The sequence below is a fragment of the Oleiphilus sp. HI0132 genome (assembly GCF_001635845.1).
Window position 1 is genome coordinate 1 of the sequence record NZ_LWGJ01000021.1, and the last position, 1,094, is coordinate 1,094.

The window sequence follows — 1,094 nt, forward strand, 5'->3', positions numbered from 1 at the left end:
TTGCAAAGGATGACTCGGTGTCTTGAGTTGGTAATATCTTTTAATGACTCCCCAGAAATAAAGCCCGGAGCTCGAATGGCTTTTTGTAGCGTTTGTTTTGCAGTATCCTCATAGTTTGCTTCCAGTGATTCCGCGATGGATCTTTCGATAATAACCCTAATCATGGCATGCCCCTCCAGTGTGCTGTTGTTTTAAGTATAGATTAAAAAAGAGAGCTAGATGTTACATCAACACCTTTTGGATACTCAAGGTTTGTATTGTCCTGAACCTGTTATGATGCTGCACTCAAAAATTGACGAGATGCAAAGTGGGGACGTGGTCAAGGTAATCGCTTCCGACCCGGCCACTCAGCGTGATATACCAAAATTCTGTCAGTTTCTTGGTCATGAACTGCTCGATCAGAGCCAGGAAAACGGCAATTATATTTATCTGCTGAGAAAAGCCTGAAAGTAGTTCTCATGTCGATGTTTCGAGTTTGCACTTTTCAGATCATGCTCTATCTTTTTAGAATGCACCTTTAATTATTCAAATATAGATTGTCAGGTGCTTGCGATATAAATATTAGCTAAAGTTGATTTGGGTATCTATGACTGACAGTGCTACGGGTAGTGTGAAAGTTTCCGTTAATAATTCTTGTACTACTCTCTATATCAGTGGAAGTTTCGCATTTCATTTGCAGAGCGAATTCCGATCAGCTTACTAAAAGGAGGTTGGTGACAGCCGTCTGGTTCAGGTTGATCTCTATGATGTCGAATACATGGATAGTTCCGGTTTGGGAATGTTGCTGGTCATGAAGAAGTTTCTAGACGGTGCAGGTGTGGCCTATGAGATCGTTCGTTCGCGTGGGCAGACCTATGACCTGTTGAGCATGACGCACTTTAATCAGTATTTCAGCATCAATGGTGAGAGTCCGGCTCCTTCGTTGGCTAAATAGTTTTCTGATTCGGTTAGTACAAATAAAAGAAAAGAGTTGCAGTTATATGCGTGATAATGAAGTAATCAAATGTATTCAGGACTTATTCTTTCAGTCGTGTAAAGACTTGTTTGAAAACCTGGATTGCAATGTAGGCTTGATGGTAGATAAACCTGAGCGC

At 41.1% G+C, this 1,094-nt stretch carries 2 protein-coding genes; both read left to right on the forward strand.

The window, feature by feature from the left end; genetic code table 11:
* Positions 1-219: 219 nt before the first annotated feature.
* Positions 220-447, forward strand: coding sequence for a sulfurtransferase TusA (gene tusA, locus A3766_RS00410; RefSeq protein WP_068509866.1), 228 nt, complete (start codon positions 220-222; stop codon positions 445-447).
* A gap of 277 nt (positions 448-724) precedes the next feature.
* Positions 725-934, forward strand: coding sequence for an STAS domain-containing protein (locus A3766_RS30005; protein ID WP_255374988.1), 210 nt, complete (start codon positions 725-727; stop codon positions 932-934).
* Positions 935-1,094 lie beyond the last annotated feature (160 nt).